General features: G+C 39.5%; 25 protein-coding genes (1 of these 25 cut by a window edge). 11 read left to right on the plus strand and 14 right to left on the minus strand.

Features of this window, described 5'->3' with window-relative positions:
* The first annotated feature begins 169 nt into the window (after positions 1-169).
* Positions 170-1,258, plus strand: coding sequence for a RuBisCO accumulation factor 1 (locus tag ACE1CI_RS12080; protein WP_413266491.1), 1,089 nt, complete (start codon positions 170-172; stop codon positions 1,256-1,258).
* Positions 1,259-1,457: 199 nt separating this feature from the next.
* On the opposite strand, the gene ACE1CI_RS12085 is transcribed toward ACE1CI_RS12080, so the two are convergent.
* Genes ACE1CI_RS12085 through ACE1CI_RS12095 form a run of 3 tightly spaced genes read right to left on the minus strand, consistent with a single transcriptional unit; the run spans position 1,458 to position 5,050 of the window.
* On the minus strand, positions 1,458-1,976 hold the full coding sequence (locus ACE1CI_RS12085) for a pentapeptide repeat-containing protein (RefSeq protein WP_413266490.1): 519 nt from the start codon (positions 1,974-1,976) through the stop codon (positions 1,458-1,460).
* Between the two features lie 13 nt (positions 1,977-1,989).
* Entirely contained in the window at positions 1,990-3,645 is a 1,656-nt protein-coding gene (locus ACE1CI_RS12090; protein ID WP_413266489.1) for a glycosyltransferase family 39 protein, read from the minus strand.
* 4 nt (positions 3,646-3,649) lie between these two features.
* Positions 3,650-5,050, minus strand: coding sequence for a serine/threonine protein kinase (locus ACE1CI_RS12095; protein ID WP_413266488.1), 1,401 nt, complete (start codon positions 5,048-5,050; stop codon positions 3,650-3,652).
* A gap of 368 nt (positions 5,051-5,418) precedes the next feature.
* Here ACE1CI_RS12095 and ACE1CI_RS12100 point away from each other — a divergent pair, with 368 nt between their 5' ends.
* Positions 5,419-7,722 (plus strand): ATP-dependent helicase, encoded by a 2,304-nt coding sequence (locus tag ACE1CI_RS12100; protein ID WP_413266487.1) that lies wholly within the window; start codon positions 5,419-5,421, stop codon positions 7,720-7,722.
* A gap of 113 nt (positions 7,723-7,835) precedes the next feature.
* Here the strand turns inward: ACE1CI_RS12100 and ACE1CI_RS12105 are convergent, their stop codons facing one another.
* The 5 genes from ACE1CI_RS12105 to ACE1CI_RS12125 form a co-directional block, all read right to left on the minus strand.
* On the minus strand, positions 7,836-8,237 hold the full coding sequence (locus ACE1CI_RS12105) for a helix-turn-helix domain-containing protein (RefSeq protein ID WP_413266486.1): 402 nt from the start codon (positions 8,235-8,237) through the stop codon (positions 7,836-7,838).
* A gap of 214 nt (positions 8,238-8,451) precedes the next feature.
* Positions 8,452-8,775 carry a hypothetical protein gene (locus ACE1CI_RS12110; protein WP_413266485.1) on the minus strand — a complete coding sequence of 108 codons (324 nt, stop codon included), beginning with the start codon at positions 8,773-8,775 and terminating at the stop codon, positions 8,452-8,454.
* Between the two features lie 109 nt (positions 8,776-8,884).
* On the minus strand, positions 8,885-9,574 hold the full coding sequence (biuH, locus tag ACE1CI_RS12115) for a biuret amidohydrolase (protein WP_413266484.1): 690 nt from the start codon (positions 9,572-9,574) through the stop codon (positions 8,885-8,887).
* An 84-nt stretch (positions 9,575-9,658) separates the two neighbouring features.
* The gene (locus ACE1CI_RS12120; protein ID WP_413266483.1) at positions 9,659-11,044 is read right to left on the minus strand and encodes a hybrid sensor histidine kinase/response regulator; all 1,386 of its coding nucleotides are present in this window, start codon (positions 11,042-11,044) and stop codon (positions 9,659-9,661) included.
* A gap of 126 nt (positions 11,045-11,170) precedes the next feature.
* A complete protein-coding gene (locus tag ACE1CI_RS12125; protein WP_413266482.1) occupies positions 11,171-12,376 on the minus strand; it encodes a TetR family transcriptional regulator in 1,206 nt (401 codons plus the stop codon).
* A gap of 199 nt (positions 12,377-12,575) precedes the next feature.
* Here ACE1CI_RS12125 and ACE1CI_RS12130 point away from each other — a divergent pair, with 199 nt between their 5' ends.
* The 3 genes from ACE1CI_RS12130 to rpsU all read left to right on the plus strand — a co-directional run bounded on the left by ACE1CI_RS12130 (position 12,576) and on the right by rpsU (position 14,391).
* Positions 12,576-13,427: a fatty acid desaturase gene (locus tag ACE1CI_RS12130; protein ID WP_496615427.1), complete on the plus strand. Its 852-nt coding sequence runs from the start codon at positions 12,576-12,578 to the stop codon at positions 13,425-13,427.
* Between the two features lie 339 nt (positions 13,428-13,766).
* Positions 13,767-14,099: an RNA-binding regulator gene (gene rbp / locus ACE1CI_RS12135; protein WP_413266480.1), complete on the plus strand. Its 333-nt coding sequence runs from the start codon at positions 13,767-13,769 to the stop codon at positions 14,097-14,099.
* Positions 14,100-14,202: 103 nt separating this feature from the next.
* Entirely contained in the window at positions 14,203-14,391 is a 189-nt protein-coding gene (gene rpsU, locus ACE1CI_RS12140; RefSeq protein ID WP_073594016.1) for a 30S ribosomal protein S21, read from the plus strand.
* Between the two features lie 4 nt (positions 14,392-14,395).
* Here rpsU and ACE1CI_RS12145 read toward each other — a convergent pair whose 3' ends face one another.
* The 5 genes from ACE1CI_RS12145 to ACE1CI_RS12165 all read right to left on the minus strand — a co-directional run bounded on the left by ACE1CI_RS12145 (position 14,396) and on the right by ACE1CI_RS12165 (position 19,236).
* Positions 14,396-15,109 carry an ROK family protein gene (locus tag ACE1CI_RS12145; RefSeq protein ID WP_413266479.1) on the minus strand — a complete coding sequence of 238 codons (714 nt, stop codon included), beginning with the start codon at positions 15,107-15,109 and terminating at the stop codon, positions 14,396-14,398.
* A gap of 110 nt (positions 15,110-15,219) precedes the next feature.
* Positions 15,220-16,146, minus strand: coding sequence for an ABC transporter permease (locus tag ACE1CI_RS12150; RefSeq protein ID WP_413266478.1), 927 nt, complete (start codon positions 16,144-16,146; stop codon positions 15,220-15,222).
* 221 nt (positions 16,147-16,367) lie between these two features.
* Positions 16,368-17,453, minus strand: coding sequence for an ABC transporter permease (locus tag ACE1CI_RS12155; RefSeq protein WP_413266477.1), 1,086 nt, complete (start codon positions 17,451-17,453; stop codon positions 16,368-16,370).
* Positions 17,454-17,485: 32 nt separating this feature from the next.
* Complete coding sequence (locus ACE1CI_RS12160; protein WP_413266476.1) at positions 17,486-18,697, minus strand: BMP family ABC transporter substrate-binding protein; 1,212 nt, start codon at positions 18,695-18,697, stop codon at positions 17,486-17,488.
* 143 nt (positions 18,698-18,840) lie between these two features.
* Positions 18,841-19,236, minus strand: a complete 396-nt coding sequence (locus ACE1CI_RS12165) for an allophanate hydrolase-related protein (protein ID WP_413266475.1) — start codon at positions 19,234-19,236, stop codon at positions 18,841-18,843.
* A gap of 5 nt (positions 19,237-19,241) precedes the next feature.
* On the opposite strand from ACE1CI_RS12165, the gene ACE1CI_RS12170 reads away from it, so the two are divergent.
* The 5 genes from ACE1CI_RS12170 (at position 19,242) to ACE1CI_RS12190 (ending at position 22,279) form a co-directional block, all read left to right on the plus strand.
* Positions 19,242-19,928, plus strand: coding sequence for a cysteine hydrolase family protein (locus ACE1CI_RS12170; RefSeq protein ID WP_413266474.1), 687 nt, complete (start codon positions 19,242-19,244; stop codon positions 19,926-19,928).
* Between the two features lie 284 nt (positions 19,929-20,212).
* On the plus strand, positions 20,213-20,410 hold the full coding sequence (rpmI, locus tag ACE1CI_RS12175; protein WP_413267333.1) for a 50S ribosomal protein L35: 198 nt from the start codon (positions 20,213-20,215) through the stop codon (positions 20,408-20,410).
* 100 nt (positions 20,411-20,510) lie between these two features.
* Positions 20,511-20,864, plus strand: a complete 354-nt coding sequence (gene rplT / locus ACE1CI_RS12180; RefSeq protein ID WP_413267334.1) for a 50S ribosomal protein L20 — start codon at positions 20,511-20,513, stop codon at positions 20,862-20,864.
* Entirely contained in the window at positions 20,861-21,724 is an 864-nt protein-coding gene (locus ACE1CI_RS12185) for a transporter substrate-binding domain-containing protein (protein WP_413267335.1), read from the plus strand. Before rplT ends, ACE1CI_RS12185 begins: the two co-directional genes overlap by 4 nt.
* 27 nt (positions 21,725-21,751) lie before the next feature.
* The gene (locus tag ACE1CI_RS12190; RefSeq protein WP_413267336.1) at positions 21,752-22,279 is read left to right on the plus strand and encodes a tetratricopeptide repeat protein; all 528 of its coding nucleotides are present in this window, start codon (positions 21,752-21,754) and stop codon (positions 22,277-22,279) included.
* Between the two features lie 165 nt (positions 22,280-22,444).
* Here ACE1CI_RS12190 and ACE1CI_RS12195 read toward each other — a convergent pair whose 3' ends face one another.
* Positions 22,445-23,827 (minus strand): helix-turn-helix domain-containing protein, encoded by a 1,383-nt coding sequence (locus tag ACE1CI_RS12195; protein WP_413267337.1) that lies wholly within the window; start codon positions 23,825-23,827, stop codon positions 22,445-22,447.
* 278 nt (positions 23,828-24,105) lie between these two features.
* On the opposite strand from ACE1CI_RS12195, the gene ACE1CI_RS12200 reads away from it, so the two are divergent.
* Positions 24,106-24,846, plus strand: partial view of an ATP-binding protein gene (locus ACE1CI_RS12200; protein WP_413267338.1) — the 5' portion only. The gene runs 162 nt beyond the window's last position; 741 of the gene's 903 nt are visible here — the first part of the coding sequence; the start codon lies at positions 24,106-24,108; its stop codon lies beyond the right edge, outside the window.

Raw genomic sequence — 24,846 nt, forward strand, 5'->3', positions numbered from 1 at the left:
AATTTTTGCAGTTAAACTAAGCGATCGTTCAAGGAAGTTCAGAATTTTTTAATTAACTGGCTCTGTTCTAAACTGGAATTTTAGCAAGTAGGGGCGAGTTTAGGAGATAATCTCATTACAGTAGAAGTATTAACCACAAAACCCGCCCCTACATTTACCATTTGTCATTATGACCGATCTCTCTTCAGATACTCCCAATCCTATCTCCCAACCAACTGATGTCGATGTCGATGGTTTGCTGCTGAGTCTCCGCCGCAAGCAAGGTTCTTGGGTAGAGTGGGGACAAGCTTGCCAAACTCTGCAAAAAGCAGGTTTAAGTTCCCAAAAAATCTTTGAGGAAACTGGTTTTGAACCGATTCACCAAAATCAGGTGATTGTAGCGGCTCAAGTATACCTTAGCATGGTGAATGCTGGTGTGTCGGAGCAGGTGCGATCGCATTACGAAAAAATCGGCAGCGACTCTTTGTACGAGTTTCGCATCCTCACCCAACCGGAAAGAGCAGCAGCAGCTACGTTTATGTTAACTCATGGGTTGAATTCTGAAGATGCCAAAGAAGTGGCAAAGGCGATGAAGGATTTTTCCCGCTTAAGAGTTCCGCCTACTGGGTTTAGCAATAATGCTGGTGATGCGGTAGCTTACCATTATTGGAGGTTAGCACGTCAACAGTCGGATTTACAAGAGCGATCGCGTTTGATTGCTAAAGGGTTAAGATTTGCTCAAACTGATAGTGCTAGGCAACAAGTAGAAAAGTTGCTAATTGATTTTAGCGTTACTCCCAAACGTCCGGCTCCGATTTTACCTTTTTACAGGTTGGAACTAGAAGAACAAATGCCTCGCTTGTTACCTATTGTCGGGAAAATGCCTGTGTCAGTGGCGGATTTAAAAGCGGTGCCTTTGGTTGAGGAAACAGGCCCTTTCCGCATGGTACAATTTTCCGGTCAAGGTGCTTGGGTAGCAGTTCCCGGTTGGCAAGTTTTGTTGAAGGCGGAAGATCCTGTGGCGCTTTTGTGCGATCGATCTTTGCTTCCTAATCAAGATCCTAATTTTAAGGAAGAGGTTTTGGTGGTGATCGATCGAAGTCAACGAGAATGGGACGATTCTAGTTATTTCGTCTTTGCACAAGGGGAAGATTTACAATTTCAATGGTTTGATGAGTCGCCAGAAGAAACTTTACTCGGTAAGCTGATTCTTATTTTGAATCCGAAGCGCATTTTAGATGAGGATTTGACTAAGGATGTTTGGCAAATTGATGAGTAGTTGTTTGTCATTGGTTATTTGTCATTTGTCTTTAGACTTCTGATAAATGTTCCTTTAGTACGCAGATGAATGCAGATGAACGCAGATGAACGCAGATGGTATATATAAGTTATCTGTTTTTGTCTGAGTTCTTTTTTTTTACCACAGATGAACACAGATGGTATATAGAGGTTATCGACTTTTGCCGTTAAAAGTTGATTTATACTCCCTCAGCATTTTCTAAGATTGTTCCTTCAATGTTCGCCCCTTCAAAAGTACTAATCCGAAGATCGGCGTTAGTAAAATCGGCACAATATAAGCAGACATACTCGAAGCTAACGCCATCACAATTAGCGCAACTAAAATTAGCAAAACTTAAATCAGAATGCGAGAAATCAACGTAACTTACATTAGCATCCCGAAAATTAGCATTTCTCAAAACAGCATATCTGATACAACTATACCCGCCAGGAGCGTTACCAAGTCCATTACTGCTATATTTCCCCGGATAGTTACTCATTTCAGGGGTTTGTTTGAATTTGGAAGAAAGACTTCTTTTGTAATTCCCGCTGAGATCGGCACCACTAAAGTTAACTTCACTGAGATCGGCGCGATCGAAATTAATTTCAGTTAAGATAGCACCACTGAGATCGACTCCATGAAGATCGACTCCAGCAAAATCTCTCTCCCCGTTAGCATATCGTTCTAACAATTCTTCAGCAGTCATTTTCCAAGACATAATTCAGCATTTATTAATTACACTTGTACTTTTGATATGGTACGCCGATTCGGTAATAAGTGGCTGCATCTTTGGTGCAGTTAGTTTGTGGGGAAATGGCTAATTTTTCTGGGTAGTTGTTTCTTTTTAATCCAGGTGCAACTACCCACAAGTTTAAAGGAAGTTTCGGCGCTTTGGGTAATTTAGCGAGACTTTCCCAAACACTCTGATAACCGGAAGTTGCTGATAAAAAGGCGAATTTCGGACAAGTTTCACCGTTATTTTGACAAAGTTTTGGCTGAAATTTGTCGATTCCTAATGCAAAACTTAGTCCTAATGCTATATCTTGTGTGTCTTTATATGCCATTACCACCATTAAAGGAATTGATGGTTCTTGCAGCATATTTTTTGCTACTCTTTGCGGATTATAAGGTTTTTCAAAGGCTAATCCGTTGACTACGAAAATACAACTAATTAATCCAGCTAATATTACGTAATTTATGGTCGATCGCCTTTTCTCCCCATCTCTCGCCACTAAACTAGCAGCTAATAATGCACAAAAACTCGGATAATAAACAAAATTATAACGCGGTACAACTGTAATATCTTTGCCTAAAATGTAAATAATAGCAAAGAATTCTAACAGCACAAAAATCGTAAAGCTTCCTAATGTTAAAGTCGCTAAATGTGTCTGCGGATTTCGCCAAAGTTGTTTGATTCCTTGAACTACTTGCCATCCGAACCAAATCCCAAAAATTAACATTAATATTCCCGCCGGAATAGCAACCCAAAGCGGTTGACTTTCTACTGGCAAAATTATTACCATTAATAGCCAACCTAGCAAAGTTTGAGCAAAAGGAATAATATGTTCTGGTTGGCGTATCCAGTCAGTTTCAGGACGGTTAGAATGTCCTAAAAATATGGGTAGCCAAGGTAAAAAGATAAGGAAAGGTAAAAGAGAAAAACTGGCAGAAATTAATAAATACTTGGCTTTTGCTTTAGTTTGAAAAACTAATACTATAAGTGTAGCAATTTCAGCAATAATGACTAAAATAAAAAAGTAGTGAACGTAAAGACCAATGCTATTAATTATTGCCCAACTTAGCCAAATTAATAACCGTCTTTGTTGTTTAAAAATATCTTGTTGAATTTGAATTAAGGTGATTAATGAAAGAGTAATTAAAAATAGTGGTAAAGTGTAATGTCTTGCTTCTTGGGAAAGGTAAACGGCGAAGGGAGAAACCGCCATTACAGCTGCACCAAATAAACCCGCAGTTTTGCTAAAGGCAATGCGATTGAGGTAATATATGGATACGATCGCACCAACCCCAAACAACGCCGGAAGCGATCGCAAAACCCAAACTAAACTATGTTTAACTGGACTATTTAAACCCGTCTCTACCCAAGCGTGCATTAAACAAAAAAACACAGGTGGATGAGTAGAATATTTAATGATATTTTGCGCTATTGCTGGACAATTAGTACCAGGATTTAATGTGAAAATTTCCCGAAAACTGGTTAAGGGTAACAAAACATCTAAAGGAATATTTTCGTAGGTTTTTCCCAGGCTAAATAAAGCGGTAATTACTTCATCTAGCCATAAGGATTTTAGTTCTAAATTCCAGAATCTTAAACTTGTTCCGGCGATGAGGGCGATCGCTAAACCCAGATAATGTCGAGAAAATTTCATTCCTTTACCTTGGCAAAATCGAAGGCGGTAAAGGTTTTCTCAGAAAAGTAGCAACTTCCTGCAATAACCACTCTTTTTCCAAAGGAGTTAAACCACTACCAAAACGATGAATCCGAACTCCTTCAATTAAAGCACAAGCTGTTGTTGTTTGCGGAGTTTTGTCTTTCCACTTCGCAATTAACTCATCTTCTGGACGAACAAAAGTATTTAGTTCTACCCTCTCAATATGCTTAGTTTTCCCTTGAATTTGATAGAACAAACCGAGAAAAGACCATTTTATTTTAAAGTTTTGGCGGTCAATTTCCAACTGTGTGCGCCCCAGTAATTTAAAAATAGTATCTTTCAGTTTGTTTAACCCAAACATCAACATAATAATCGAAAACAAGGGGAAAATCCAGAAGAATAAGCTAATAAAAGTGAAATGGTAGAAAGAAAACAGAAAATATGCTGCAATTAGCGACATCGAAGCCGTAATAAAATTATAAAAATCCCAGTATCCCCAACCTAGTCGCGGAATTTGCACAACTAACTTTCTTTCATTTTTAGTAAAGGTAATTCGACTACCAATGGGACGTTGACGTTTTGGTACGAGTACTCCTTGTCCTAGTAGTACACTTAAAGCTTCTTTAGCAGATAAAAATCGATCTTCTACTGCTGGTTCTAACAGTTTTTCTAACCAATCACCTAATTCTGTGGAAATTGTTGTTTGGGAACGAAAGTTAATTTTTAATTGCCGAGTCGGAAATTCTGAAGGCGATTTATGCGTCATTAAATATAACAAAGTTGCCCCTAAACCATACAAATCTGTAGCCGGATAACCTTGTCCGCGAAACTGTTCTGGTGCCATATAACCATAAGTGCCAACTACTGTACTTCCACCACTAAATGTGGTTTGGTAAGTGGTTTTTACTGCACCAAAATCTACTAAAAATATGCCTCCATCTTTACTCCGAATAATGTTTTGTGGTTTCAGATCGCGGTGAATAACTGGTGGTGTAAGTCCGTGTAAATAGGTGAGAATATCTAAAAGTTGGCTGGCTAATTGGCGAATTTCACTTTCTGTAGCGTGCCATCCGCTTTGAACTAAAGAATAAAGCGATCGCCCTTCTACCAATTCTTGCACTAAATAAAAGCTGTGATTGTTTGCCGTTTCTACCTGAAAATAATCTAAATATTTCGGTAAACAAGGATGGTTTAAATTGGACAAAACTCGCGCTTCTCTTTCAAAAAGTTCTACCGCTTTCCAGTCTCCTGCACGATTGAGAGATAGCGCTTTAATTGCTACCCTACTTTGGGTTGGCAAATCTTGGGCTTCGTAGGTTGTCCCCATTCCACCTTGTCCCAGGATATTCACAATCTGGTAACGTTGAGCGATAATTTCTTCTGGCTGGTGCAGCAGTTCCATAGATTTGTTTTGCTGAGGAGTTGTAAACGATTTTAATATCTCCGTCAATGGTAGAGTCACGTTATAAAATTTTACATTCATTAACCATTGACTTATAAAGAATTATGTGCTATTTGCTAGATGCAATGAAAAAACACAAAATTTTTCTGATAACATTCCCAATTTTAAGAAAGTTTCCTCAAAACTGCTAATGTAACTTCAACTGAGATCGAGTTCATTTCGTTTTGTGGTTAAAATTGATGAGTTAAAAAGAAGTAAAAAGTTACTTATTTGACGATAATTGAACTAAAATTTGGTGTAATAGTCTAATAGCAGAGAACGTCAACTATTAGCCGGAAAAGTTAGTCTTTAATATTAATTTTGCCTGAATGAACCCCAATATAGAACTAGCGCTACAAAAAATTAGAAATAGCCTGCGATCGGGACAAAGACAAATGGCAGACTGGCGATCGGGCCCTTTAGCGGTGTCAGCAGTTCCAGGTGCGGGAAAATCGACGGGAATGGCTGGTGCAGCGGCGATCGCGATCGCCCGTCACCAACTCCACAACCGCAAGCAATTAGTAGTTGTGACTTTCACCCGTTCCGCAGCCGCTAATATTAAAGCCAAAATCCGCGAATATTTACGGGAAAAATTATCTATACCCCAAACAGGTTTTGTAGTTCAAACTTTACATGGTTTAGCGTTAAATATTGCTACCCGTTATCCAGATTTATCCGGTTTAAATTTAGATAATCTCACAGTAGTTAATGCTAATCAAAGCCATCGTTTAATTCGCGCCGCAGTGGAAAAGTGGATTATTGATTATCCCCGACAGTTTCAAGTTTTATTAGAAGGTATACAATTTGATGGCGAAGAAACGGAAAGATTGCGCCGTCAGTCTGTGTTAAGAACGGAAGTTTTACCTGAGTTGGCGAAAACGGTAATTCATGAGGCGAAAAGTTCGGGTTATTTACCGGAAAAACTCTGGGAAATTAGCGAGAAATCAACTGATGGATATGGAATTTTGGCGATCGCAGCCCGACTCTACCAAAATTACCAAGATTTACTCAAATCTCGTGACTTTATCGACTACGATGAAATGATTTTATCAGCTTTAAGAGTTTTGGACAATCCCAGCGCCAGGAGAACTTTACAAAGTCAAGTATTTGCTGTTTTTGAAGATGAAGCCCAAGATTCTTCGCCTTTACAAACCAAACTTTTAGAAATTCTCTCCACAGATCCAAATAATCCCGAAGCACCACCAAATTTAGTCCGAGTTGGCGACCCAAATCAAGCGATTAATTCCACTTTTACCCCCGCAGATCCAATTTATTTTCGCCGTTTTTGCAATGATTGTGAAACCAAAAATTTATTAGCAACAATGGATCGGGCGGGTCGCAGTAGTCAAGTAATTATTAATGCGGCTAACTTCGTTTTAAGCTGGGTAAATAACTCGAAATTAGCGGGAACAGAACAACCTTTTCGCCCGCAAATGATTCTACCTGTGGATATAAACGATCCGCAACCTGATGCTAATCCTACCCCAGTTGGTCGAGGTGTAGAAATTTATCTTCCTAAAGATACTTACCAAAGTGTCAAGTTAATAGGTCAAAGAATTATTGAACTTTTTGCCGAATTTCCTCATGAACGTCGATCGGCAGCAGTGTTAGTAAGAACTAACGACCAAGGGCGATTTGTGCATCAACAATTAAAGCAAGAATTTGGCAGTCAAATCGAGATTTATGAAGTGGCAGAACGCGATCGACATTCTCACGTTCCCGCTGAAGTTTTATTTATGCTGCAATTTCTCGATCGCCCCCATTCCCCCGACTACTTAAAATCCGCCTTAGAAGTATTAGTCACCAGACAATTAATTCCCCCCCAAGATTTGAACGCCCTTGCTAGTTTACCAGAACAATTTCTCTATCCCAGTCCTCTCGATCCACCCCAATCAGAAGATGTCATAAAAGCCAGTAGTTTTTGTCGCAAATTACTCCGCGCCAGATTAGAATTACCCATTTTTCAAATGATTACTTTTTTGGCATTAGCATTAAATTACGACCAAACAGAACTAGCCACGGCTGACAAATTAGCCGAAAGAATAGCCAGACAAATCGCTGGTTCTCTGTCCATGAATAACATCCTCAATGCTTTAAGTGAAATTGTCAGTTCCGAAAGATTTGAACCAGTAGATACCGAAGCCAACGAAAGCCAATATACTCAACCGGGAAGATTAACAATAATCACAATGCACAAAGCCAAAGGGTTAGATTGGGATTATGTATTTCTGCCATTTTTACACGCAAATATGATTCCCGGAAACTTGCGAGTACCCGCCCCAGCGCAATTTTTAGGCAATTTTACATTAGCAGAAGTCGCCCGTGCCCAAATTCGCGCCAGCCTACATAATGAAGAAGCAGAATTACCAGAAATCATGGATGCTTGGGAACAAGCAGGGTATTTAAAAACAGCTGAAGAATGTCGTCTTTTATATGTAGCAATGACGAGAGCAAAACGATTATTATGGATGTCAGCTGCTCAAAAAGCACCTTTTATTTGGAGTAAACCGGAAAATTTACAAGATCAACTACCTTGCCCGATTTTGCCAGCTTTAATGAGTAAATTTCCCCGATCGGTAATAGGACTTACGCACTCAGATCCCCCAACCCCCTTACCAAGGGGGCTTTCTTAAATTCCCCCCTTGGTAAGGGGGGCTAGGGGGGATCGGGATTTCAGGCAAAGAGTGCGTAAGTCCTAAGTAATTTCTTGATCGATGATTTCCAATTAATTAATAGTTAAATCTAATTATTCAGTAAACAAGCTCGGATTTACATAAAAAAAATCTGCAATTTTTTTAGCTTGTTCTGGAGTCATTTTAGCTTGTCCTTGCACAATCTCATCAACCGCAGTTGTTGAACCTAACACAGCTTGTAAATCAGTTAGGCTTTTACCAGACTCTTCTAAAAGAAACAAAAGCATCGATCGCGGATTATTCGGCTGATTAAGCTGATAATATTCTTGTTCAAACTTTTCAATCAAAGTAACTAAAAGCTGATATAATTCATCTTCTTCAGGAGTCCGTTTTCGGTGCATTAAATCTTCGACAATAGCTAAAGCTTTCTCATTCTCTGCCTCAGTTTTTATGACTCTAGGAAGATAAGTAATTAGTAATTGTTTGTAATTCTCAGGATTAAAAGTAAGGGTCATTTTTCCATTGTTCCTCATCATACCCAGCATGGGTTAAGACATATAGAAATATTACATTTAGCAATTAATCAACCAAATTATGAGAAAATAAACAGGCAAAAGAAAAGTATCTTACCTTCCTTTTGCCTGAAACAGCTTTAGCCTTTCTTTGTCTATATTCTTTGTAGCATCTGAGCCAAACACTCAACTTCATCCAATTGGATCATCCAACTGGTTAATTTTGCAGCAACATCTCATTAGTAATTTTACAAGCCCGGTAAAACAGAAAATTGATAGTTGTTTGGGAAGGTGCTTTAAGAACACTTGACTCATACACAGAGAGTAAAAACTTAATTTCCTCCCTAGCAATCTGTCTCAACTGTGGCGAAAGTTCAGCAGCTAAAAAAGTGTAAGAGTCTACTGCTTCGGCTAACAAATCTAAAATTTCTTCTGGGGTAGCATCTTGATATTGCAACTCTCGTTCGGCTAAAACCCCTTGTAACTGGAAATTATCACCTGTTTCAGTCACGATTTTTGAATCGAGCAAATTTGTAATCATTTCAGGTAATTTGTTGACTCACGTTCAACTCCTTACTTTTAAATTAAAACTTGCTCTGGAAATAAGCCTCATGCTATAGATTCACCTAGTTGGGTGATTGACTAACAGCTTAAAAATTTTCTTGAATGGTTTTCAGGAATGCTTCCGAGTTGGCGATCGCACCAAACACACCACCCTGCATGGTAATCATTTTCAACGCCGCTAAATAATTGCCGTAGTCGGTTGCTCCGGTACAATCAGATAAGAGCAAGCATTCATATCCGCGATCGTTCGCTTCCCTCATCGTAGTATGCACGCAAACATCAGTAGTAATGCCAGTTAAAACAATATTTTGAATCCCTTTTTTTCTCAGCAATAAATCCAAATCTGTAGCGTAAAAACTGCCTTTACCTGGTTTATCAATAATCGTTTCTCCAGGTATTGGTGCAAGTTCGGGAATAATTTCCCATCCCGCCTCACCTCTAACTAATATTTTCCCACAAGGGCCACGATCGCCAATTCCTGCACCAATTTGACGACTCCGCCATTGCTTATTTTCAGGTAAATCAGATAGATCGCTTCGATGTCCTTCGCGAGTGTGCATGATGTGGAAATTCTTGGCGCGAAGTACTTCTAAAACTTTCTTAATTGGTGCGATTGGTGCTCTAGTTAAAGATAAATCGTAACCCATTTTATCCACATAACCACCAATACCACAGAAATCAGTTTGCATATCAATTACTAGCAAAACCGTATTTTCTGGACGTAAATCCCCATTGAAAGGAAAAGGATAAGGTTCAGATTCTACAAAACATCCCATATTTAGCACAAATTAATCATCAATTAAGATGTACAAGATTATCATCACATTGTTGGTATCAAAAACCACCTTTTCCCAAGTAAATTAATGTAATGGCAAAGCAATTACAAACTCTACTCCCTTTCCGGCTACAGAATTACAAGTTAATTGACCTCCATGTTTTTCTACTACAATTTGATGACTAATAGATAACCCTAAACCAGTGCCTTTCCCCAAGGGTTTAGTAGTAAATAAAGGCTCAAAAAGATGAGCTTGGGCTTCTGGTAACATTCCAGGGCCATTATCATGAATCCGAATCAGTATTTGCTGTTCTTTTTCATTAGCTTCTGTGCTGATAATAATCCTACTGGGATTTCGTTCTAATTCTGCGTAAGAGTAAGCTTGACTATACTCATCAAAAGCATCAATGGCATTAGAAAGCAGATTCATAAACACCTGATTTAGTTGTCCAGCATAGCATTCTACTAAGGGCAAGTTCCCGTAGTCTTTGATAATGTCGATCGCCGGACGATTTTCATTAGCTTTGAGGCGATGCTTCAAAATCATTAACGTACTATCAATTCCTTCATGAATATTCACTGCTACTTTGGCACTAGTATCCGCTCGCGAAAAAATCCTTAAAGAAACGCTTATTTGATTAATTCTGTCAGTTCCAGTTTGCATAGAAGCTACTAAACTTGGTAAGTCTTCCACCAGAAAATCCAAATCAATTTCTTCAGCATGAGTTTCGATTTCCGCACCGGGATCGGGATATTTTTGTTGGTAAAGATGTAAGTGTTCTAGCAAATCTTCGATATATTTTTCTGCATGAGTCAGATTAACGGCAATAAAGTTAATCGGATTATTAATTTCGTGAGCCACCCCAGCAACTAATTGCCCAAGAGTAGACATTTTTTCTTTTTGTACTAGTTGCACTTGCGCTTTTTGCAAATCATACATGGCTTGAGTCAGTTCAGCCGTGCGTTCTTCTACCCGTTTCTCTAATTCCTCTGTCAGCTTTTGTAATCTAACTTCGACGGCAATTCTGTCTTTAATTTCTTGTTTGAGAAGTTGATTTTGCTTGGCTAATGATTGGGTTAATTTGCGAATTTTTAAATGTATTTTAACCCGCGCTAATACTTCTTCTTGGCGAAAAGGTTTGGTGATATAATCTACTGCCCCTAAATTCATGCCTTTCACTTTATCTACAGGGTCAGAAAGAGCAGTCATAAAAATAATCGGAACTTCACTTGTTAAAGGGTTAGATTTGAGTCTTTGGCAAATTTCAAATCCGTCAAGTCCCGGCATCAACACATCTAATAAAATTAGATCTGGCAATTCCTCTGTTACTTTGGAAATAGCTGTTTCACCATCTCTGGCGATCCAAACGGTAAATCCCGATTCTTGCAATAAGTCGGAAAGTAACATTATGTTAGTCGGACTATCATCAATGATTAAGATCACTTCTTTTTCGGGGGATTCAGGCGACATACATTGGCTTCCTGTATTCACTAATGCACTCTATAAGTTTTTAGTACCCATTTTTTCTTTAGCATTAATCATTACCTCTAGCTCTAGGTGGAAAGTTGTTACTAATCTTAATGAATTTACTTTATGTTAGATTTTTTGATCGAGACGAGTGGCTTGTTCTAAGGCTGCTTTTTCCTTGGCTCGATGAACATAGCGCTGTAATTTGGTTGTATCCCAACCAGTAAGAATGGACAAATTCTGTAAATCTATTCCTCTGAGTAGCATATCGACGCACCAGGTTTGTTGAGCTTGCTCAATGTTAGGAATTTGTCCGTCTGGGGTGAGTAAATCTGCTGTTAATGCAAGCCATTTCTTTTGTAACTCTATTTCCGAAAGTGGATTGCCATTTTCATTAAGAAATAAGGCTGATTGGCGATCTTTGCGACTTTTTAACCATTGGGTTAGGGGATTACGCTGATAGGAACCGTAGCGCTTGCCCATAATCCATTGATTGAGGGGAACTTGGCGAATATGTTCTTGTGTGATTTGTAAAAGTTGCTGATGAGTGTCTTTGATATAGTGCGATCGCTCTAACCTTACCACTTCTGCTGCACTCAATCCCGCCCCAAACAAAACATACATTAAAGCATAATCTTGCAACCCAACTTTTTTAGCACGTTGCAGAATTGAATGCACCAAAGTAGCAGGTAAATCACTCACTTTCTCAACAGAAACTATGGGAGATTGAGGTGCTTGTGAAACTGCGCCATGTAAAAACAATGTCACCAAATTCTCTAAGAAATCCTCCCGATTTTGCCAAAGTTCATGGAACTCGCTGGTAAACTCAATTACCGCATATCCTAACAACATTCCATTGAGCAAACTTGCCAATTTTTCTGCTGGTAAATGAGTCTGCAATTGTCCAGAATTAATCACCGTAGCGAAATATTCCGCAACATAGCGATTCGCTTGCGTAAATCCTTGACCTAACGCTTCCCGGTTTTGGGAGGGATACTGTCCCGATTCTCCCACAACCGATCGCACTACCTCTGGAATTCCCTCCAATGCTTGCAAACAAGCCGTAGCATAATCCTTAAGAGCTTGATAAATACTGCTAGTCTGACTTGCTTGTTGAACTAAATTTTGCCCCAAATTAGTAAATATGCCAGCCTCTTCAATTACTGCTAACAACAAACCATGTTTATTCCCAAACTGGCGGAATATCGTCACTTCATTCACATCCGCCAATTCTGCAATCTGCTTAGTTGTAGTCTCCGTTACACCCTGAACAGCAAATAATTCCAGTGCTGCATGAACTAAACGCTGTCGAGTCGAATTTCTTTGAGCCGCCATGAGTAAAATGTAAGTATCACTTGCAAAAAATACAAATCGTTGCTAGGCTTATCACTGTAAGTATCACTTGCATTCTCTGCTCCTACTGTAACTACTTTCTTAGCAAATGTAAGTTTTAGTTAGCGTACATGGGGTTGAGCGAACCAGTTGTGTCTTGTATGGCACTGGTTCATTTTTGGCGTGTTAAAAAAGGAAATTTATGACCTTGGATTCGATAAAAACTGCCCCAGAAAATGGGGAGTCTTTAAAATTAAGTTGGCCGAGTGTGGTGTTTTTTGGTGTGATTCATGCGATCGCTCTTTCCGCGCCTTGGTTCTTCTCGTGGTCTGCATTAGGAGTAACAATATTTCTCCACTGGTTATTTGGCAGCATTGGGATTTGTTTAGGGTATCACCGCCTGTTAACTCACCGCAGTTTGCAAGTGCCTAAGCCTGTAGAATATGCGATCGCTCTCATTGGCGCACTCGCATTGCAAGGCGGGCCAATCTTTTGGGTAGCCGGACATCGGCAGCATCACCTCCACACCGAAGATGTAGACAAAGACCCTTACTCTGCTCGTCGTGGGTTCTGGTGGAGCCATATGCTGTGGATATTTTACCCACGTCAAGAATTTTTTGACTACGAATACTATAAACAGTTTGCACCTGACTTAGTAAAAGATCCTTTTTACCGCCATTTAAATAATAATTTTCTACTACTTCAGATCCCCGTAGGGATTCTGCTATATATTCTAGGCGGTTGGCCTTTTGTCATTTACGGAGTATTTGTCCGCGCCGTCATCCTCTGGCATAGCACTTGGTTAATTAACTCTGCCACCCACATGGCAGGATATCGCACATTTGAATCCAACGACAACTCTGGAAACCTGTGGTGGGCAGCCATCCTTACATACGGCGAAGGTTGGCACAACAACCACCACGCCTACCCCAACGTCGCCAAAACCGGATGGAAATGGTGGGAACTTGATATGACTTGGTGGGCAATTCAATTTCTGCAAATGGTAGGATTAGCCCGAAAAGTAATTATGCCACCCGAAACCGCAATAGAGTAACAAGGGGATAAGGGGACAAGGGGACAAGGGGACAAGGGGACAAGGGGACAAGGGGACAAGGGGAGTTCCTTAGTTTACATCAACAACTCTCCCTACCTCCCCACCTCCCCACCTCCCTACCTCCCCACCTCCCTACCTCCCCACCTCCCCACCTCCCCACCTCCCCACCTCCCTACCTCCCCACCTCTTCATTTTTAAGTTCTGTTTAACTTCCGTATTTTCCCTAGTCCTGTGCTAGTCTATATGAAAGGATTATTTTCGGTGGTCAATCGTTTTATGTTAATAAGCGTTTCTCCGAATCTAAGTCTCTTCAATGTTTGGTTCTGGAGAATCTAGGTTATGTCAATTTATGTCGGCAATCTATCCTACCAAGTTACACAGGATGATCTGACTCACGTATTTGCAGAATACGGCACAGTTAAGCGTGTTCAGTTGCCAACAGACCGCGAAACAGGTCGCTTACGCGGATTTGGCTTTGTTGAAATGGGAACAGAAGCAGAAGAAACCGCTGCGATCGAAGCCTTAGATGGAGCCGAATGGATGGGTCGTGACCTGAAAGTTAACAAAGCAAGACCTCGTGAAGAACGCGGTAATGGCGGCGGCGGTAATAGAAGTGGTGGCGGCGGCGGTTGGGGAAACAATCGCGGTGGTGGTAATCGCCGTAGTTTCTAAGCCCTGCACTGAAGATTAAAATTTTCTAATCTTTGAGGGTAGGTGCTTTTACCTACCCTCAAAATTTTGCTAGTTTGCCCAAATAGTCAAAAAGGAAGATCGGATGGCTCAAGTAATTATTGGTGAAAATGAAGGGATTGAGTCAGGATTACGTCGATTCAAGCGCAAAGTTTCTCAAGCAGGAATTTTTCCTGATATGAAAAAGAATCGTCACTTTGAAACACCCCTAGAGAAACGCAAGCGCAAAGCAATAGCCAACAGTAAGCAGGGAAAAAGGCGTTCTCGTCGTTAATTTTCTAGCCTGATTCTTGCCAAAGGGCAATTCCTCCTAATATCCCAGAAACGTTGGGAACAATTTTCACGTTTGCTGGGAGTTCAAAGGTAATTTTATCGGTGTTGCCACCACCAATATAAAGGTAGTCGTAATTAAAAGCGTGCTCTAAAGAAGCGATCGCTTTTTCTAAACGACTATTCCATTTTTTCTTGCCAATTTCATCTAAAGCAACACGACCTAATTGTTGTTCGTATGTTTCACCTTTGCGAAAACAATGGTGTCCCAGTTCCAAGTTTGGCACCAATTTACCATTTAAAAACAAAGCTGAACCAAAACCCGTACCTAAAGTAATGACTAATTCTACTCCTTGACCTGAAATTGCCCCTAAACCTTGAATATCTGCATCGTTAGCTACGCGCACAGGTTTTGCCAATTTTTCAGATAGGGTAGTTCCTAAATCAAAGTTAATCCAATCCGGGTCAAGGTTAGCAGCAGTACCAATCACACCTTTTCGCACAACTCCGGGAAATCCTACAGATACGCGATCGAATTTACCTTGATTAGCGGCTAATTGAGCGATCGCTTCAATTATCGGTTCTGGTTTAGCTGGTTGCGGTGTCTCCACACGGCTGCGTTCAGTCATTGGTGTACCATCTGAATTCAAAACCATCCCTTTAATTCCACTACCACCAATATCTATTGATAATGTGGCAATACTTCCATTCTGCTCGTTCATAGTTCTTAAATTACGTTTTAATTCAAGTTGCTAATTAGTATGTTGTTGCGCTGTCTTCGCTCTCATCAAAAGTGGTAATAAGAGCGAAGACAGCGCAACAACGTACCTACTTAATTTTGCGTTGTTAATGCTCCTGGTACACCACTGAGAGTACGTTTGGGAGAACAGGTAATAATCATGATTAACAAAGTCAAAATGTAAGGGGAAGCATTAAACAAGTAATAATAACCTGTCACCCCTACTGATTGTAAAGCAGGACCGATCGCCTGCGATCCGCCAAACAGCAATGCAGCATACATACACTGTATCGGATTCCAACGGGCAAAAATCACCAAAGCCACAGCCATTAATCCTTGACCGCTAGAAATCCTTTCTGTCCAACTACCAGGATAATAGAGAGATAGGTAAGCGCCACCAATTCCGGCGAGAAAACTTCCCGCAATAATAGCCAACATTCTCACTTTATTTACGGAAATTCCCATTGCTCTAGCTGCTTCGGGACTATCCCCAACAGCGCGAATAAATAAACCCCACCGAGTTGAACGGAAAAACCATTGCATTGCGGGTGCGATCGCTAATCCTAAAATAAACAAAGGACTAATTTGCAATGCTGCTTTTACCGAAGGAATATCGCTCCAATTTCCTAATTCTATTGCAGGTAATAGCGGTGCAACTGGTTGAATGAAAGATTTACCAAAGAAAAAGGCAATTCCACTCCCAAAAATAATCATCGCAATGCCAACCGCCACATCATTTACTTTTGGTTGTTGCACTAATAAAGCATGAATTAAACCCAAAAACATTCCTGCTACCCCAGCCATTAACACGCCTAACCAAGGCGATCCGGTAAGGTAAGATGTAGCATAAGCACTCATTGCCCCTAACAGCAGCGTACCCTCTAAACCAAGGTTAATTTTGCCGCTTTTTTCCGTTAAGCACTCACCCAAACTGACAAAAAGAAAGGGTGCGCTACCACGAATTGTTCCGGCTAAAATTGCTAGGGGAACTCCCCACCATCCAATAGTTTCTGTTGCCATGTTCCGATTTTAGATTTTAGATTTTGGATTTAAGGGTTGAATTGATTTTTGATTACGTAACTCTCTCCTACATAAAGTAATAAGCTGTCACGTATTTAAATCACTTATTGAGATCGCAGGGGAGCAGGGGAGAATTTAAAACTTAAAACTCTTCCTATCTTCCTAACTCAAAACTCTCTCACTCTCTCACTCAAAACTTTCTCAGTCCCCAGTCCCCAAAATTACGCTTGAGTTGTCAGATTTGTACTCGCTTGTTGCCGGAAACTTGGTTTAAAAAAGGGCAAGCGTCCGTAAAGTGATTCGCTGTATAAAATCACTAGAAATACAATTCCCTGAAATACTAAAACTGTCGCATCGGGTAAATTATGCGACCTTTGCAGAATCCCGCCACTAGCGAGAATTCCTCCTAGTAAAATTGAAACAAAAACGGCGGCTAAGGGGTTATGTCTAGCGATAAAGGCGACTAAAATCCCACTATAACCGTAATTAGAATTTAATGATTCATTAGCCCGACCATGCACGGCGGCGACTTCTGCCATTCCTGCTAAACCTGCACAAGAACCTGCTAAAAAACAGATAATTAATGTTAGTTTTACCACAGGTAATCCAGCTATTTTAGCTGCGCGAATATTTCCGCCAACTGTGCGAACGGCAAAACCAAAAGTAGTGCGTTGAATTAAAAAGTATGCGATTAAACAAGCAATGATTCCGTAAATTAAGCCGTAATGAATGCGCGTTCCGGGAAGATTTCCCAACATATTGATGTCTAAAATTGGGTAACTTGAGGGTTTATTTAAACTGGTGGGATCGCGCATTGGCCCACCTACTAATTGATTGAGAATTGCGATCGCAATATAATTCAACAACAAGCTGCTAATTGTTTCATTAACTCCCCGATAATAGCGTAAAGCACCTACAGCCATAATCCACAATCCACCAGCAATTATACTGGCGATCGCCATGAGGAATTGTACTGCCAAAGGTGGGAGAGTGGCGATCGCTAATCCCATTGCTACAGCCGCCAATCCCCCAATGACAATTGCCCCTTCATTCCCAATAATTATTAAACCCAATTGGGCAGGTAAAGCAGTACAAAGGGAACTTAACATTAAAGGTGCCGCTCGAATTAGCGTATTTTGAAAAGAAAACCAACTCCCAAAAGCCGCTTTATAAATAGAGCCATAAACCTCAAACGGATTTGCTCCCGCAGCTGCACAAAATACACCAAAGATGAACAAAGAAAAGATTAACGCAGCTAAGGGAATACAAATCTTTTCTAATTTTAACCGCCAATTTTGTAATAACACCCGCTACCCTCCTACCCAATTGGTAAATTTCTTTAACTGGTAATACTACCAACTACACCATCTACTAACCAATTCATTTTTTCTAATTCCACATCCTGTTGTTTATATTCTTTCCCAGATGCCAAAATTACTTTACCCGTGTTATCTTTCAATTCTCCTTTGTAGATTACCATACTGCCATCCATAAACTTAGCTTTTGCTGCTTCTGCATCTTTTTTCGCTGCTTCACTCACCGCAGGGCCATAATTAGATAATTTACAAAAACCATCTTTTAATCCACCCCGCACTAAATGAGGGATTCCTCCATTCATCAAAGTTTTTCCTTCACTAATCATTTGAGCATATTTAGTGTAAACACTAGTCCAATCCCATTCTGCTCCTGTAAGATAACCTTTAGGTGCTAATTGGGCTTGATTAGCATGATATCCACAACAAAAAATTCCCCGTTTCTCGGCAGTTTCCATGATCACTTTAGGACTGTCTACATGGCAGGTAATTACATCTACACCTTGGTCTATCATACTGTTAGTAGCTTCTGCTTCTTTAACAGGTAAAGACCAGTCACCTGTGAAAATAATTTGTGTAGTAATATTTGGTTTAATGCTCCTAGCACCTAAAGTAAAACTATTCACATTTCTTAGTAGCTGAGGAATCGGTTTAGCAGCAACAAATCCTAGTTTTCCTGTTTTAGATGTGTGAGCAGCAATAATACCTGCTATGTATTGAGCTTCATCAATATAACCAAAGTAGCTACCAATATTTTTGGGATGTTTACCTTCTTCGTAACGTCCCCCGCAGTGGAAAAATTGGACTTCCGGGTATTCTTGAGCAACTTTAATAATATGCGGATCGAAGTAACCAAAAGAAGTAGGAAATAGGACGTTTGCTCCATCCTGATTAATCATATTTCTCATCGTTTCTTGAACTGCTGTGGTTTCTGGCACATTCGCCTCTTCCACAGTTTTTACTCCAGCTAATTTGGCAACCCCTGCTTTTCCTTCAGCGTGTGCTTGATTGTAGCCAAAATCATCTTTTGGGCCAACATAAATGAATCCCATTACTATTGGCTTAGTAGTACCGTCTGGAGAATTAGTAGCAGCTGGACTAGGAGAATTTGAGGAATTTTGTTGTGCCGTTGGTGTACATCCAGTCCACAGTTTTGATGTGACTCCGAAGGCAGTAGTTGCCAAAATTCCCCGAATAACTTTCCGTCGATTTAAGTACAATGAAGGCTTATTGGTCATGCGATTTTAGATTTTAGATTTGATCCCACAGCTAAATTTGCTGGTTCAGGCTAAGGTAAATACTTGAAACTATTTATCGTGCAAATAGATTGAACCACTGCACAAATAGGGGTTTTGTAATTAAGTATACACTTCTGGGAAAATTATGTTTTATTATGGCTAATATTGGCAATATAAGTTCGCCAATTCCCCCAATCAGTAATTTCCCGCTTACCTTGGCAAATTATTGGTTCTCCTAAAACTCCTAATACTTCTTCGCCGTCGGTAAGGCGCACTTTACCGATACACAAACCCGGTGGTTCTTGTAATAAAATTGTTGTGATTCCTATGGTTGGGACTGCCCAAACTTCGAGAGCGATCGCACTTCCCCCAGCACTGACTCTAATCATTGCAGGATAGCGATCGTCAATTGACCAAAGTCGATAAGTTGGTTCTGTAAAAGCTTCTTTAACAAAAGTAGCTCCCACAGCCAAAAGGTTGGGATTTAGTTCTAAACCCCGCATTAGTGTACCATTAACAGCTAGAAGTATATTGTCCATCTATTATGATTAATATTCCTGCACAACCCTACGATTATGAATTGCCGAATTTGAGTCATGTAGCGCTGATAATTATAGATATGCAGCGCGACTTTTTGGAACCAGGAGGCTTCGGAGCAGCTTTAGGAAATGATGTTAGCAGATTGCGATCGATTGTACCAGTATTAAAACAATTATTAACAACTTTCCGACAACTAAACTTACCAATTATTTATACAATTGAAGGTCATAAATCAGACCTTTCCGATTGTCCACCCGCAAAAATTAACCGGGGCAACTGTCAATTAAAAATTGGAGATATTGGCCCATTAGGAAGAATTCTAGTTTTAGGTGAACCAGGGAATGCAATTATTCCAGAATTAGCACCATTACCAGGGGAAATTATGATAAATAAACCCGGAAAAGGTGCTTTTTATAATACAGATTTATCGGATAAATTGAGCGAACAAAAAATTACTCATTTAATTTTTACAGGAGTCACAACAGAAGTTTGTGTGCAAACAACTATGCGCGAAGCAAACGATCGCGGATTTGAATGTTTGTTAATCGAAGATGCCACTGAAAGTTACTTTCCAGAATTTAAACAAGCAACCATAGAAATGATTCGCTCCCAAGGTGGTATAGTAGGCTGGACAACAAAAGCCGAAAACCTTTTACAAGCTCTGCAAAATATAAGTTTCACCATCAAATGATTGAGTAATTGAAAACAGATAGAAAACTAAATATCAAAACCCTTTTCTCTTCTAATATCGAATAGAAAAAATAATACTACAAATCTCTCTCCCCATCCCCCCATCTCCCCATCTCCCCATCTCCCCATCCCCCCATCTCCCCATCTCCCCACCTCCCCATCTCCCCATCTCCCCACCCCCCCACCCCCCCACCTCCCCATCTCCCCACCTCCCGCCTTGGCGGAATAGCCAAAGTAGTGGTAAAATTGGAGATTGTGTCGATTAAGTAAAACTTTTATCAACCCATGCCAAAAGTAAAAACTCGCAGGTCTGCGGCAAAACGCTTCAGAACAACGGGAAGTGGCAAGATTGTCCGTCGTCGAGCTTTCAAAAACCACTTGTTACAGCACAAGACTACCAAGCGCAAGCGCGATTTATCCAAGCTGACAATAGTAGACGAGCGTGACGAAGGTAACGTGCGTCTCATGCTGCCATACTTGTAAGTTGGTCATGGTTCATGGATCGTAACCATGAACTATTAAGCCAACCCAATAGCAAATCTCATCCAAAAAATCAAGAACGAGTCACCATTAACAATTAACCATGACCAGAGTAAAACGCGGTAACGTTGCTCGCCAACGTCGCAAAAAGATTCTTAAACTAGCGAAAGGTTTTCGCGGTTCTCACTCAACATTATTCCGCACAGCTAACCAACAAGTAATGAAAGCATTGCGGAATTCCTATCGCGATCGCAAAAAACGCAAACGCGATTTCCGTCGCCTTTGGATTGCCAGAATCAACGCTGCTGCTCATCAACACGGAATCAGCTATAGTCAACTCATGGGCAACATGAAAAAAGCCAACATTGAACTTAACCGGAAAATGTTAGCTCAACTAGCCATCCTAGATCCAGACAGTTTCGGCAAAGTTGTAGAAGTAGCAAAACAAGCTAAATGATGAAGTTGGCAACGGATAATTTAGCAGATGTAACTGAAAGAAGTTCTGTGAAAAAAACAGAGTCAAAATCAGTTACATCACTGCTCATCCGCTGCTTAATTTTTTCATTTTATTTATGGCAAATTCCCATTGTTGGTAATGCCGCAGAACTAAAAGAAATTCAGAGACGAGGATATTTAATTGTTGCCGTCAAAGATAACTTACGTCCGCTAGGTTTTCGTGATGCGGCAGGAAATTTGCAAGGATTAGAAATCGATCTAGCAAAGCGATTAGCACAAGAAATATTAGGGAATCCTGAAGCAATTAAATTTGTGCCAGTGGCGAATCGCGATCGCCTCAGAGTAGTCTTAGAAGGACAAGCCGATTTAACAATTGCCAGAGTCACGGCGACAGCTGCACGCGATCGCATAGTCAGGTTTAGCATACCCTACTACATGGATGGCATCGCCCTAGTCACCAAAGAACCTAATGTGCGGAGTTTAAGCGACTTAACCCAACAAAAAATTGCCATCCTCAAAGGTTCGAGTACGATCGCCAAAGTTAGGTTTATCTTACCCAAAGCTCAGTTAGTCGGTGTGGACTCTTATGAAGAAGGGCGATCGTTATTAGAATCAAATGGCGCAGTTGCCTTTGCCGCTGACGTTAGCATTCTCACTGGTTGGGTACAAGAATACCCCCAATACCGTCTCTTGCCAACCCTCTTGTCCGCAGAACCCCTAGCTGTAGTCATGCCTAAAGGAATTCAGTACGATGACTTACGGCGAGTTGTGAATGAAGCGATAATGCGCGGAAAAACACAAGGTTGGTTGCCTCAACTAGCTACCTCTTGGGGGCTACCTTGGGATAAAGTAAACAAATAAAGATTGAAACCAGATTTAACTAAAAATATGGAAAGTTACCTACCAGTTGTTTACCTCTCAATATTACTAGTATTGCTCTCAGGAGCCGCCTTTGCTATTTTGCGCCAAATCTTCAAAACTCGCAAAGTAGAAACCTCACTTTCCCGCTTACAAAACAAACTGAAAAACGAAAAAGGTACCGCTCAAGAATATTACGAACTAGGCAGCATTTATCTTGACAAAAAGCTTTTTGCCCAATCTATAAACGTCTTTCAAAAAGCACTCAAAGAATCAGAAAATGAAGATGCAGAAAATAAAGCCTTAATCTACAACGGCTTAGGTTTTTCCTACTTCGCTCAAGAACAATACGACTTAGCAATTAGACAATACAAAGAAGCATTGAAGCTCAATCCCCAGTATGTCACAGCAATTAATAATCTAGGCCATGCTTACGAAAAAAAGAAATTAACAGCCCCAGCATTACAAGCTTATGAAGATGTTTTGAAAATCGAGCCTAACAATCAAATAGCCAAACGACGCGCTGAATCATTACGTAAAAGGTTAGTAACTTCGTAAAAGCAGAATCGAAGGTTATCCTATTTTTGAAGAGCGATCGCATTTGTGGAGAGAGTGCGATCGCTCTTTTGCAAAACCTTGGATTTTCCGTACTTACTGTGCTAAAAAATACTCCAAGCCTGACTGGGCAAAGATTTGAACAACCCTCGAAATCTAAATTATCGGCTAAATCCTCGCCCATTCTTTAAAAACTAGAGACAATTTAAACAAGATTTTATCCTCTTTAATTTTCGTTACTAAATACCTTTGTTGTAAAGATTGTAACCCATTATTAAAATCTACTGAAGTTAAATTTAAACTTTGTCTTAAATCTTCCCTGGAAATAGGTCGATCGAATTTACTTAATTGTAATACGATTTCTTGCTCTCTAGGTGATAAATGGTTAAATATTTTCCTAAAATGAGACTGCATTTCATTAGTAATATGTAAAGTATTCTCAGCTAAAAAATCAGCCACTTGACCATCATAATTTTTATTGATTAACATAATAATGCTTTTTAAATAAAACCAATTACCTTCATATAAATTAATTAACTTTAACCAGCTTTCCTCATGGTTAGCGAGTGCGATCGAACTATCTTTTAGTCCCATATTTCTAATAATTTCCACATCATATAATCCTGGCAATTCTAAACATTTAAGCGGATATAATTCCTCATCTAAGCATTCCATTTCTGCACATTGTTCTTGACTAATTAAAATTACATTACTTTGATGTTCAGTTTCGGTAATCATGGTGAAAAAGTTTTGATAATCTTTGTATTCAGTTTGATATTGTCCCGCCAATTCACCACTAGCAAATATATTTTGCACATCATCAAGGATAATTAAACATTTTTTCTCATTGAACACATTAAATAATTGTTTTAATTTATCATCTATAGTTTCTTTAGCTTCTTGTTGACAAACATTCAATAAATCGTTACAAAATAATTCTAATGGTTTAGGGAATTTTAGACTTTTCCAGATAATTACTTCAAATTGTTGTAAATGTTGATCGACAAATCTTTTCACTAGAGTCGTTTTCCCAATTCCAGATAATCCTAAAACTGAGATTAAACGAATATTTTGCTTAAATATCCAATTGAAAAGGGTTTTAAGTTCAGTTTCTCTGTTGTAAAAGTTTATTATTTGAGGAGCTAAAGTTAAATCGCGATTGATTGATTTAGATAGATTATTAGTTAAATTTTCTCGCTCATCTTGCGTTGAATTATATAATCTTGGTGCAGGATAATTAAAATTATAATTATTACCACTTACATGACAAATATTCTGATTTTGCGATGATAAAATCTTTAATCTATGAAAAGTAGAATGAAAATTAGTCTTTTTTATATCTTCACCTAACGCTTCAGATAAAAGTTTCCATAACTCAGCGCCTACGTCACTAGCATGATTTTTATGAAAATGATTTTCTTCCCCAATCTCACTATAGGTTTTTCCTTGCCATGTACCCTCAACTACAGCCCTTTGCACATTATCTAAATGCTTTCCAGTGTGTTCAAAAACTAACCGATCCACAAATTGTAAAACTTCCGTTACATTCATAAAAGTTAGATATGGCAAAGGTTTCAAGCATTATAGCTTAACTCGATCCCGATTTTTCCTAACTTTTCCGTTTTTTAGCTTGATACTTTGTAATAAATGTCCTGTGAAAATCCGTTTTTTCAGGGTGGTTAAACTTCTGAGATTTTTGTCATTCTCATTGTAGAGGTTGATCAGAATGGCAAAAGTACTCAAATTTTTTGAGCTTTTGTATAAAATCTCATTTGGTTACCGATAGTAATAGTAGGGAACAAAATTTGGAGAAATGAAATCAAAAACAGATGGACTACGAAATTGTTAAACACAGTCATAAGTCAAAGAAAGAGGAGAAAGCACAAGCTTTAGTAGAGCAACCGAAATGGACTCTGGAAGAAGTCGCACTATCCAAAAGCACACTTGACCAAATTGACGAGATGGTTGCCTACATACAAAATAGAGAAAAACTTTTGTATGAGTGGCAGTTTAATCGCTTCTTGAAAACAGGAAGCGGTTTGAGTATTAACTTTTTTGGCATACCAGGTACAGGTAAGAGCATAACTGCTGAAGCAATTGCTCACAAACTTGGGATGTCAATTATTAGAGCCAACTATGGTGAGCTTGAATCTTCTTTATTTGGAGGAACTTCTGAGAACTTAGTATTAGTTTTTAACAAAGCGGAAGAAACAAAAAGCTTGTTGTTTTTTGATGAAGCTGATGCAGTTCTTAGTAGAAGAATCTCCAATTTATCACAAGCTGCGGATCACGGTGTTAACTCAGCAAAAAGTACGTTGCTCACTCTCCTAGATAAATTCAACGGGATTATTGTTTTTGCAACCAATCTTTTTGATAACTATGATGAGGCTTTTCTCAGAAGGATTCTTTTCAATATAGAATTTTTAGCCCCAGATTTAGAAATGAGAAAACAACTATGGAGCTTTCACTTATCTGAAAATGTCCCTAAACAAGTAAGTTATGAGCGTTTAGCAGATATTAGTGAGGGTCTTTGTGGTGGTGATATTAAAAATATCACGATTAAATTGGGC

This window comes from Floridaenema flaviceps BLCC-F50 (genome assembly GCF_041929275.2).
GTDB lineage: Bacteria > Cyanobacteriota > Cyanobacteriia > Cyanobacteriales > Aerosakkonemataceae > Floridanema > Floridanema flaviceps.

Coding starts and splice junctions, on each gene's coding strand:
- ACE1CI_RS12170 (WP_413266474.1), top strand. CDS start 19,242: ATGATTAATATTCCTGCACAACCCTACGATTATGAATTGCCGAATTTG.
- ACE1CI_RS12130 (WP_496615427.1), top strand. CDS start 12,576: ATGACCTTGGATTCGATAAAAACTGCCCCAGAAAATGGGGAGTCTTTA.
- ACE1CI_RS12190 (WP_413267336.1), top strand. CDS start 21,752: ATGGAAAGTTACCTACCAGTTGTTTACCTCTCAATATTACTAGTATTG.
- ACE1CI_RS12150 (WP_413266478.1), bottom strand. CDS start 16,146: ATGGCAACAGAAACTATTGGATGGTGGGGAGTTCCCCTAGCAATTTTA.
- ACE1CI_RS12100 (WP_413266487.1), top strand. CDS start 5,419: ATGAACCCCAATATAGAACTAGCGCTACAAAAAATTAGAAATAGCCTG.
- rbp (WP_413266480.1), top strand. CDS start 13,767: ATGTCAATTTATGTCGGCAATCTATCCTACCAAGTTACACAGGATGAT.
- ACE1CI_RS12185 (WP_413267335.1), top strand. CDS start 20,861: ATGATGAAGTTGGCAACGGATAATTTAGCAGATGTAACTGAAAGAAGT.
- ACE1CI_RS12085 (WP_413266490.1), bottom strand. CDS start 1,976: ATGTCTTGGAAAATGACTGCTGAAGAATTGTTAGAACGATATGCTAAC.
- ACE1CI_RS12080 (WP_413266491.1), top strand. CDS start 170: ATGACCGATCTCTCTTCAGATACTCCCAATCCTATCTCCCAACCAACT.
- ACE1CI_RS12090 (WP_413266489.1), bottom strand. CDS start 3,645: ATGAAATTTTCTCGACATTATCTGGGTTTAGCGATCGCCCTCATCGCC.
- ACE1CI_RS12145 (WP_413266479.1), bottom strand. CDS start 15,109: ATGAACGAGCAGAATGGAAGTATTGCCACATTATCAATAGATATTGGT.
- biuH (WP_413266484.1), bottom strand. CDS start 9,574: ATGGGATGTTTTGTAGAATCTGAACCTTATCCTTTTCCTTTCAATGGG.
- rpsU (WP_073594016.1), top strand. CDS start 14,203: ATGGCTCAAGTAATTATTGGTGAAAATGAAGGGATTGAGTCAGGATTA.
- ACE1CI_RS12195 (WP_413267337.1), bottom strand. CDS start 23,827: ATGAATGTAACGGAAGTTTTACAATTTGTGGATCGGTTAGTTTTTGAA.
- ACE1CI_RS12105 (WP_413266486.1), bottom strand. CDS start 8,237: ATGACCCTTACTTTTAATCCTGAGAATTACAAACAATTACTAATTACT.
- ACE1CI_RS12165 (WP_413266475.1), bottom strand. CDS start 19,236: ATGGACAATATACTTCTAGCTGTTAATGGTACACTAATGCGGGGTTTA.
- ACE1CI_RS12095 (WP_413266488.1), bottom strand. CDS start 5,050: ATGGAACTGCTGCACCAGCCAGAAGAAATTATCGCTCAACGTTACCAG.
- ACE1CI_RS12160 (WP_413266476.1), bottom strand. CDS start 18,697: ATGACCAATAAGCCTTCATTGTACTTAAATCGACGGAAAGTTATTCGG.
- rplT (WP_413267334.1), top strand. CDS start 20,511: ATGACCAGAGTAAAACGCGGTAACGTTGCTCGCCAACGTCGCAAAAAG.
- ACE1CI_RS12120 (WP_413266483.1), bottom strand. CDS start 11,044: ATGTCGCCTGAATCCCCCGAAAAAGAAGTGATCTTAATCATTGATGAT.
- ACE1CI_RS12110 (WP_413266485.1), bottom strand. CDS start 8,775: ATGATTACAAATTTGCTCGATTCAAAAATCGTGACTGAAACAGGTGAT.
- rpmI (WP_413267333.1), top strand. CDS start 20,213: ATGCCAAAAGTAAAAACTCGCAGGTCTGCGGCAAAACGCTTCAGAACA.
- ACE1CI_RS12125 (WP_413266482.1), bottom strand. CDS start 12,376: ATGGCGGCTCAAAGAAATTCGACTCGACAGCGTTTAGTTCATGCAGCA.